We start from the raw sequence: 8,740 nt of genomic DNA on the forward strand, positions 1-8,740 counted from the left end.
ACCGGGCTAGACTGCCGCACGCCGATCCGCGTTCTTCCCCCCGATCCAGCCTCCCACCCCATGGACCTCACCTATCGCACCCCGGTCGCCGCGCTCGGCGACGACGCCCGGGCCGCGTTCCTCACGCGGACCTACGCGCACCTCCTGGGTGCCATCCTGCTGTTCGCGCTCATCGAGGTGTTCCTCTTCACCTCGGGCCTCGCGTACCCGATGGCCCAGGCGATGCTCGGCGTCAGCTGGCTCCTCGTGCTCGGCGGGTTCGTCATCGTGAGCTGGTTCGCGTCGTCTGCGGCGGCGCGGGCCGAGTCGAAGGCGGCGCAGTACGGCGCGCTCGGCGCGTTCGTGCTCGCCGAGGCCGTCATCTTCGTCCCGCTCCTCGTCATGGCCGAGCTCTCGGTCGGCGGCGGCGTGATCGCGAGCGCGGCGTGGGTCACGCTCCTCGGCTTCTCGGCGCTCACGGCCATCGTGTTCTTCACCGGCAAGGACTTCTCGTTCCTCGGCGGCATCCTCAAGTGGGCGTTCGTCCTGGCCCTCGTCGCGATCGTGGCCGGCGTGCTGTTCGGGTTCAACCTCGGCACGTGGTTCTCGGTCGCCATGATCGGCCTGGCCGGCGCGGCGATCCTCTACGACACGTCGAAGGTGCTCCACCATTATCCCGAGGACCGCTACGTCTCGGCCGCGCTCGAGCTCTTTGCCTCTATGGCGCTGATGTTCTGGTACGTCCTGCGCCTCTTCATGAGCCGCGACTAGGGGGGAAGGGGAATGGGTGAGGAGCCCCGACCCCGCCCGCCTCGCTCTCTCTCTGCGCCCCGCTCGGCCTCGGTCGGGCGGGGCGCCTCATTGGTGGGGAGGCGTCTCGGTTGCCACTCTGTCAGTCCCCCTTTTTCCTGCCGGGGGAGCCCCCGACGTGGGCAGCGCGTTGACCTCGCATGACGCGCCGCACCCGTGCCATCCTCATCTCCTCCGCCTCGCTGACCGCAGGCGCTGCGCTCGGCACGTGGCTGTGGAAGCGGTGGGGCTACCCCGTTCGCGCCGTCGAACGCGACGTGCCGAAGGCGCCCGACCCGCCGCCGACGGCGGCCCCGCACGGCGAGCGTGAGCTCCAGCCCGAGGAGGCCGGCGTCGGTCCACGGTTCCACCGGCGGTACGAGGTCGACGTCGAGCGGACGACGAAGTCGCCGGAGGAGCTGATGTCGTGCATCGGCCAGGACATCCAGCACTACGTGCCGGACGAGATCGCCACGTTCGAGAAGACGACCGGGCAGGAGGGACGGCTCGCCGTCGGGGACGAGTTCGACATCCACATCCGGTCGCCGTGGGACGGGCCGGTCCGCGTGGTCGAGGTCGAGCCGCGGCGGTTCACGCTGGCCACGCTCGACGGGCACATGGAGGCCGGCCAGATCCGGTTCGAGGCGGGCGATCACCCGACCGAGGCGGGCGCCCTCCGCTTCTCCATCGAGTCGTGGGCCCGGAGCCGAGACGGCGCCGTCGACTTCGTCTACGACGGGCTCGGGCTCGCCAAGAAGGCCCAGCAGGGCATGTGGACGTTCTTCTGCGAGCGCGTCGCCGAGGACTGCGGCCAAAAGATGGAGGAGGTCCGCGTCCTCACGGAGCGCGAGGAGACCGACGACGAAGACGATGGCTGACGATCCGTTCTGGCACCGCGCCGTCCCCCGCCGGCCCGACTGGCGGCGCTACCACGACCGCCTCGACGCGGTCCGCGAGGCCCGCTACAACTTCGAGCTGTCGGACGACCACGAGTACTCCGAGGCCGACGGGTGGCGGCTCGATCACCACGAGGCCGAGCTTCCGCCCGAGCCGCCAGGCCCGCCGCTCCCCCCGGACGACGCGCGCGCCTCGTTCGCCATCGCCTGCGATCTCGTCCGCCACTACGCCTTCCCCGACCCCAGGCTCATCACGGGCATCTTCTCGCCCGACGACCCGCTCCCCGGCCGGCCTATGCTCCTCCGGGCGCGGTTCCTCGGCGTCTCGTTCTGGTTCGGCGTCCGCGTCGGCGACGAGATCGACGAGGTCCGGACGACCGACGCCGGCCCGGTCCACGCCTACGGGTTCGACTACGCGACGCTCGAGGGCCACTTCGAGATGGGCCAGATCACGTTCGAGATCCGGAAAACGGAGCGGACGGGCGCCGTCGACTTCCACATCGACGCGTTCTCGAAGCCTGACCGGATCCGCAACCCGTTCTACCGCATCGGCTTCAAGCTCTTCGGGAGGCACCTCCAGCTCAAGTTCGCCCGGTCGGCCAAGGAGCGGATGCAGCGGTTCGTGAGGGAAGAGCTGGAGGCCCGCGCGAAGGGGCGGCCCGCGACGCCGCACGAGACGGTGGAGCCCACCCGGCCCGATGCCGAGGCGGCCGAGCAGATGGCGAGCACGCTGGAGGAGTAGGGGGCGCAACCTCGGCAGCGTCCCCCGTAGACTCTCCTCTCCTTCCTGACCCTCCATGCGTCTCGCTCCGCTCGCGCTCGCCGCGCTCATCGCCCTCCCCGTCGCCGCCCAGGACACGCCCGAGGCGGCCGTCCAGGCCACCATCACGCAGCTCTTCGACGGGATGCGCGCCAAGGACACGACGGCCATCCGCGCCACCCTCCACCCCGAGGCCCGACTGATGACGACCGTCAACCGCGACGGCCAGCGGTCCGTGCAGGAGGCCCCGATCGGCCAGTTCCTGGCCTCCATCGCCGGAGCGCCCGTCGACCTCGACGAGCAGATCCCCGACGACTACCCCGTGATGGTCGACCACGGCCTCGCCGTCGCGTGGACGCCCTACGAGTTCTACGCCGGCGGCGAGTTCAGCCACTGCGGCACCAACGCGTTCCTCCTCGCCCTCGGCGACGACGGGTGGCAGGTCGTCCAGATCATGGACACGCGCCGCCGCGAGTGCGAGTCGGAATAGCGGGTCGGTGACGGCGGGGCCCGTGGACGCGTGAACCCTTCGCCGGCTCGCACGTCCACAGGTCCCACGCCCCCGAGTCCGCCCATGCTCGACCGCCCCGTCACGTACGACACGCCGCCGGCCGACCTCAACCTCCGCCAGAACAACTTCTCCGCCGGCCCCGGCGCGCTGCCGACCGAGGTGCTGGAGGAGGTCCGCGACGACTTCCCCGTGTTCGCCGGCCTCGGCGCCTCGATCGTCGAGGTCAGCCACCGCTCGGGCGCCTACACCGAGATCCACGAGCGGGCGAAGTCCCGGCTGGCGTCGCTCCTCGGGCTCGGCGACGACTGGCACGTCCTGTTCCTCCAGGGCGGCGCGTCGATGCAGTTCCACCAGGTGCCCCTCAACCTGATGCCGCGGGGCGGGACCGTGAGCTACCTCGACACAGGCTCCTGGAGCGCGAAGGCCATCAAGGAGGCCGAGATCGTGGCCCGCGACCGCGACGGCACGGTCACCGTCGCCGCCAGCAGCCGCGACGCGGACTACACGTACATCCCGCGGCCCTCGGAGTGGACTGTCGACCCCGAGGCGGCCTACCTCCACTTCACGAGCAACAACACGATCTACGGCACCCAATTCCACGAGGAGCCGATCTGCGACGTCCCGCTCGTGTGCGACATGTCGTCGGACTTCCTCAGCCGACCGATCGACCCTAAGAAATACGGGCTGATCTACGCCGGGGCGCAGAAGAACATCGGCCCAGCTGGAGTCACCGCGGTCCTCGTCCGCGACGACGTGCTCCAGTCGCGCGCCGAGGGGCTCCCGACGATGCTCGACTACGGGACGCACGCGGCCAAGCTGTTCAACACGCCGCCGGTGTTCGCGATCTACATCGTCGACAAGGTGCTCGGGTGGGTCGAGCGGCAAGGGGGCCTCAAGGGGATGGTCGAGCGGAACGAGGCCAAGGTGAGCCGGCTCTACGGCGCCCTCGACGCGAGCGACTTCTACCGGCCAACGGTTCGGGAGGACAGCCGCTCCCACATGAACGTCACGTTCCGCCTGCCCAACGAGGACCTCGAGGCGCGATTCATTCAGGACGCCGCTCGCGAAGGGCTCCTCGCCCTCAAGGGCTACCGTACCGTCGGTGGCGTCCGGGCGTCGATCTACAACGCCGTCGAGCCCCGCTCGGTCGAGCTGCTGGTCGAGTTCATGCGCCGGTTCGAGGCGGCGTATGGCTAAGGTCGAGGAGGAGCTTTTTTTCTATCGACCCAGATTTCTGCCTATAAGAATCCGTTCGGCTCTTGATGGTGAGTCCTAGGGTCGGTAAGGTGGGGACTTCACTGGTCCTGCCATGCTCGTGGTCTACGTCATCGGAGCTATCGTCGTCGGGGCCATCGCAGCTGTGGCGTTCAGGTCGCAGATGCGCGTTCGTCGGCGGAAGGAAGCGTTCGCCGCGATGGCGGAGCGCCTCGGTCAAGCCTACGACCCGTCGTCGTTCCCCACCGGGGCCGTGCTGCTCGTGTCGCCCCCTGGTCCTCCGGGCGAGGTGGCCATCGACGAGTCGGGACTCCACCTGCGCATCGGGCCGAGCGGGCTTCGGTTCGTGCCGTGGTCGGCGATCCAGAGCGTGATGCCCGTGGCGGGGGGCCGGAGCGCCGTCCGTGTGAGTCGGGTCGGGGCGGTGGTGGTGCCGGCGGCGCTGGGCCGACAGATCTGGGACCTCGCCGGGCGTGAGGGTGCGGCCAAGGCGGAACGGGCACGCGCCGCCCGCGTGTAGCCCCGCCCCGCCTCCAGACCCCGGCCATGCCAGAGGGTCGTCACCGGCGGGGGCTAGCTTGCCCGGCTCGCCCGGTTCCCGGTACAGACCCCACCTATGAAGCGCCTCGTCGTCGTCGAGTCCCCCACGAAGGCCCGCACGATCCGCAAGTTCCTCCCGCCCGGTTACCAGGTCGAGGCCTCGATGGGCCACGTCCGCGACCTCCCGTCGTCGGCCTCCGAGATCCCGAAGGCCGTCAAGAAGGAGAAATGGGCCCGCCTCGGCGTGAATGTGGAGGAAGGCTTCGAACCGCTCTACGTCGTCCCCGCCGACAAGAAGAAGGTCGTCAAGCAGCTCAAGGACGCGCTCAAGGACGCCGACGAGCTGTACCTCGCGACGGATGAGGACCGCGAGGGCGAGTCGATCGGGTGGCACCTCCTGGAGGTGTTGAAGCCGAAGGTGCCGGTTCGCCGGATGGTGTTCCACGAGATCACGAAGGAGGCCATCCTCAAGGCGCTCGACCAGACGCGCGAGCTCGACACGCGCCTCGTCGACGCCCAGGAGGCGCGCCGCGTCCTCGACCGGCTCGTGGGCTACTCCGTGTCGCCCGTCCTCTGGAAGAAGATCGCCCCGAAGCTCTCGGCCGGGCGCGTCCAGTCGGTCGCGGTTCGCGTTCTTGTGGAGCGCGAGTGGGAGCGGCTCGACTTCATCTCGGCCAGCTACTTCGACCTCTCGGCCACGCTGGAGCAGGGCGCCGTCCCGTTCGAGGCGAAGATGACCCACCTCGGCGAGGACCGGCTCGCCACGGGCAAGGACTTCGACGAGAAGACCGGGAAGCTCAAGGACCAGAGCGACGCGCTCGTACTCGGGGAGGAGCAGGCCACCGGGCTGGCGTCCCGTCTCAAGGACGCGGCGTGGCGCATCTCGGAAGTCGAGCAGAAAAAGGCCCGCCGCTCGCCTGCCGCGCCGTTCATCACCTCCACGCTCCAGCAGGAGGCCAACCGGAAGCTGGGCATGAGCGCCCGGCGGACGATGCAGACGGCCCAAAAGCTCTACGAGCAGGGCCACATCACGTACATGCGGACCGACTCGCCGATCCTCTCGACCGAGGCGGTCGTGGCGGCCCGCGGCGCCGTCGAGGCGCGCTATGGCAAGGAGTACCTCTCGCCGAAGCCGCGCCAGTACTCGGGCAAAGTCCGCAACGCGCAGGAGGCGCACGAGGCCATCCGCCCGGCCGGCACCGCGATGAAGACGCGCGACGAGCTCCGGCTCTCGGGCGACGAGGGCAAGCTCTACGACCTCATCTGGAAACGGACAGTCGCCAGCCAGATGGCGGAGGCCCGGCTCCTCCGCACGCGCGCCACGATCCTCGCCGCCGAGGGCACCGACGACGAGTCGACGTTCCGGGCGACCGGCCAGGTCATCGAGTTCCCGGGCTTCTTCCGGGCCTACGTCGAGGGCAAGGACGACCCGACGGCCGCGCTCGACGACCGCGACAGCCCGCTCCCGCCGCTCGTCGAGGGCGACACGCCAGGCTGCAAGGCCGTCGACGCCGTCGGCCATGAGACGAAGCCGCCGTCGCGCTACACCGACGCCTCGCTCGTCCAGGCCCTCGAGAAGGCCGGCGTCGGGCGGCCGTCGACGTACGCGTCGATCATCGACACGGTCGTCCGCCGCGGGTACGTCATCCGCAATGGCAACCAGCTCGTCCCGACGTTTACCGGGATGGCGACGACGAACCTGCTGGCGAAGAACTTCGACCGGCTCGTCGACACCGACTTTACGGCGCGGATGGAGGAGGAGCTCGACGAGATCGCCGATGGGACCGAGGAGCGCCGGCCGTACCTCGAGCGGTTCTTCAACGGGCCGGAGGGCCTCGAGAAGAAGGTCGAGGCGGGCGTCGAGACCATCGACCCCCGGGAGATCTCGACGATGCGCCACGTCAAGTGGGGCGATTACGAGGTGCGCGTCGGCCGCTACGGGCCGTATGCGGCGGCGCCCGACGGCTCGACGGCATCGCTCCCGCCGGAGCAGGCGCCGGCCGACCTCACCGAGGCCGACATCGCCGGGCTCATCGACGCCAACGACGACGAGCGCCCGCTCGGCATCCACCCGGAGGCCGAGATGCCGGTCCTCCTCAAGTCCGGCCCATACGGCCCCTACGTCCAGCTCGGCGACGACGAGGAGAAGAAGCCGAAGCGGACGTCGCTGCCCAAGGGCACTGAGCCCGGCGACGTCGACCTCGACCTGGCCGTCCAACTCCTCAACCTCCCGCGGACGCTCGGTGAGCACCCGGAGACGGGCAACCCGATCAAGGCGAACATCGGCCGGTATGGACCCTATGTCCAGCACGAGCGGACCTTCGCCAGCCTCAAACCGGCCGAGGGCGACAACGTCCTGACCGTCGAGTTGGACCGCGCGCTCGAACTCATTGCGCAGAAGCGCCAGAAGTCGGCCCCGCTTCGGACGCTCGGCGCGCACCCGACCTCGGGCAAGCCGATCGACGTCTTCGAGGGCCGCTACGGCCCGTACGTTAAGCACGAGAAGACGAACGCGACGATCCCGAAGGACATGGACAAGGACGAGATCACGCTCGAGCAGGCCGTGGAGCTCGTCAACGCGAAGGCCGCCAAGGGCGGCTCGAAGAAGGGCCGCAAGAAGAAGGCGTCCTAGCCCGACGACCCGCTCCGCCTCGGCGCCGAGGCGGGGCTACTCGATCTCCTCGACGGGCTCGTCCGGGTCGTCCGGCCGGCCCTGCGTTCGCCACCGGGCTTGCTGCGAGGCGCGGTGGGACTCCTCGACGGTCTCCAGCATGGCGACGTAGCTGCCGTAGCGCTCCGGCGTGATCTCGTCGGCGTCGACGGCGGCCTGTACGGCGCAGCCCGGCTCGTGGACGTGGGTGCAGTTGGGGAAGCGGCAGTCGTCGAGGTAGGGGCGGAACTCGACGAAGTAGCCGCCGAGCTCCTCCGGCGCGAGGTCCCACAGGCCGAACTCGCGGATGCCGGGCGTGTCCGCGACCCACCCGCCGCCGGCTTCGAGGAGCGTGGCGAACGTCGTCGTGTGACGGCCCTTCTGGGTCTTCTCGCCGATCTCGGAGGTGCGGAGGCCGAGGCCGGGCTCGACGCTGTTCAACAGGCTCGACTTGCCTACGCCGGACGGCCCGGCGACGACGCTGACGGCGCCCGCGAGGGCGGCACGGAACGTCTCGACCCCGCGGCCGGTCACGGCGCTCGTGAGGATGACGGGGTAGCCGAGGCCCTCGTAGAGCTCTTGCCAGAACGCCATCGCCTCCTCGGCCCGCTCGTTCCCATCGAGGAGGTCGGCCTTGTTGAGGAGGAGGCCGGCCGGGATGTGGCGCGTCTCGGCCGCCACCAAAAAGCGGTCGACGAAGCCGGGGTTCACCTTCGGCCCGAACGTGGACTGGACGCACCACGCGCGGTCGACGTTGGCGACGATGACGTGCTCGCGGACGGCACCACGCTTGCCAGGGGCGCGCCGGCTAAGCTGGTTCTCTCGCGGTTCGATGTCGGTGATGAACCCGGTCTCGTCGTCGCCGACGGTGAGCTTGACGCGGTCGCCGACGGCGAGCGGGTTCGTCTCGTCGATCTCGAGGGCGTCGAGGCGGAACCGACCGCGGATGCGGGCGCGGAGGTCCTCGCCGTCGTCCGTGCGGACGTCGTACCAGCTGCCGGTCGAACGGATGACGAGGCCGTGGCGGGTCTCGGGACTCGGGTCGGCGGCGTCGGTCACAGGCGAAACTCTGGGGTGGGGGTCTCGTCCAACGCAGGCGGTGGGGACAGGCTCCGACGCTCGGACTCGTGCCCTCGCCCCCGCAGCACCGTTCCCCCCGATTCCATGCCCACCGCCCCTCCCAAGCCCGACCCGTTCGAGGACGTCCGCGACGCGTTCAAGTCCCTCGGGACGTCCGAAAAGGCCGCGTTCGTCCTCGAGGCCACGTTCGAGACGATTGGTCAGGCGCTCTCCGAGACCGGCCGCCGCGCCGCGACGGTCCTCGACGACCTCGACATCGACGACTGGTTCCGCGCCCACGAGCCGGAGGACGTCGGCGCGCCGCCGCCCCCGCCGCCGGC

General features: G+C 70.0%; 8 protein-coding genes and 1 pseudogene. 8 read left to right on the forward strand and 1 reads right to left on the reverse strand.

Annotated elements, in window-relative coordinates; genetic code table 11:
- The first annotated feature begins 60 nt into the window (after positions 1-60).
- The 7 genes from BSZ37_RS10965 (at position 61) to topA (ending at position 7,322) form a co-directional block, all read left to right on the forward strand.
- Positions 61-750: a Bax inhibitor-1/YccA family protein gene (locus BSZ37_RS10965; RefSeq protein WP_095510594.1), complete on the forward strand. Its 690-nt coding sequence runs from the start codon at positions 61-63 to the stop codon at positions 748-750.
- A gap of 179 nt (positions 751-929) precedes the next feature.
- On the forward strand, positions 930-1,646 hold the full coding sequence (locus BSZ37_RS10970; RefSeq protein ID WP_095510595.1) for a DUF1990 family protein: 717 nt from the start codon (positions 930-932) through the stop codon (positions 1,644-1,646).
- Entirely contained in the window at positions 1,639-2,406 is a 768-nt protein-coding gene (locus BSZ37_RS10975) for a DUF1990 family protein (RefSeq protein WP_095510596.1), read from the forward strand. Before BSZ37_RS10970 ends, BSZ37_RS10975 begins: the two co-directional genes overlap by 8 nt.
- 55 nt (positions 2,407-2,461) lie before the next feature.
- The gene (locus BSZ37_RS10980; RefSeq protein WP_095510597.1) at positions 2,462-2,914 is read left to right on the forward strand and encodes a nuclear transport factor 2 family protein; all 453 of its coding nucleotides are present in this window, start codon (positions 2,462-2,464) and stop codon (positions 2,912-2,914) included.
- 84 nt (positions 2,915-2,998) lie between these two features.
- Complete coding sequence (gene serC, locus BSZ37_RS10985; protein ID WP_095510598.1) at positions 2,999-4,132, forward strand: 3-phosphoserine/phosphohydroxythreonine transaminase; 1,134 nt, start codon at positions 2,999-3,001, stop codon at positions 4,130-4,132.
- Between the two features lie 112 nt (positions 4,133-4,244).
- Positions 4,245-4,670: a hypothetical protein gene (locus BSZ37_RS10990; protein ID WP_095510599.1), complete on the forward strand. Its 426-nt coding sequence runs from the start codon at positions 4,245-4,247 to the stop codon at positions 4,668-4,670.
- A gap of 96 nt (positions 4,671-4,766) precedes the next feature.
- Complete coding sequence (gene topA / locus BSZ37_RS10995) at positions 4,767-7,322, forward strand: type I DNA topoisomerase (protein WP_095510600.1); 2,556 nt, start codon at positions 4,767-4,769, stop codon at positions 7,320-7,322.
- A gap of 36 nt (positions 7,323-7,358) precedes the next feature.
- Here topA and rsgA read toward each other — a convergent pair whose 3' ends face one another.
- Positions 7,359-8,399, reverse strand: a complete 1,041-nt coding sequence (gene rsgA / locus BSZ37_RS11000; protein WP_095510601.1) for a ribosome small subunit-dependent GTPase A — start codon at positions 8,397-8,399, stop codon at positions 7,359-7,361.
- Between the two features lie 105 nt (positions 8,400-8,504).
- Here rsgA and BSZ37_RS11005 point away from each other — a divergent pair.
- Positions 8,505-8,740, forward strand: a pseudogene (locus tag BSZ37_RS11005) (hypothetical protein); the annotation flags it as partial.

This window comes from Rubrivirga marina (genome assembly GCF_002283365.1).
Taxonomy (GTDB): domain Bacteria; phylum Bacteroidota; class Rhodothermia; order Rhodothermales; family Rubricoccaceae; genus Rubrivirga; species Rubrivirga marina.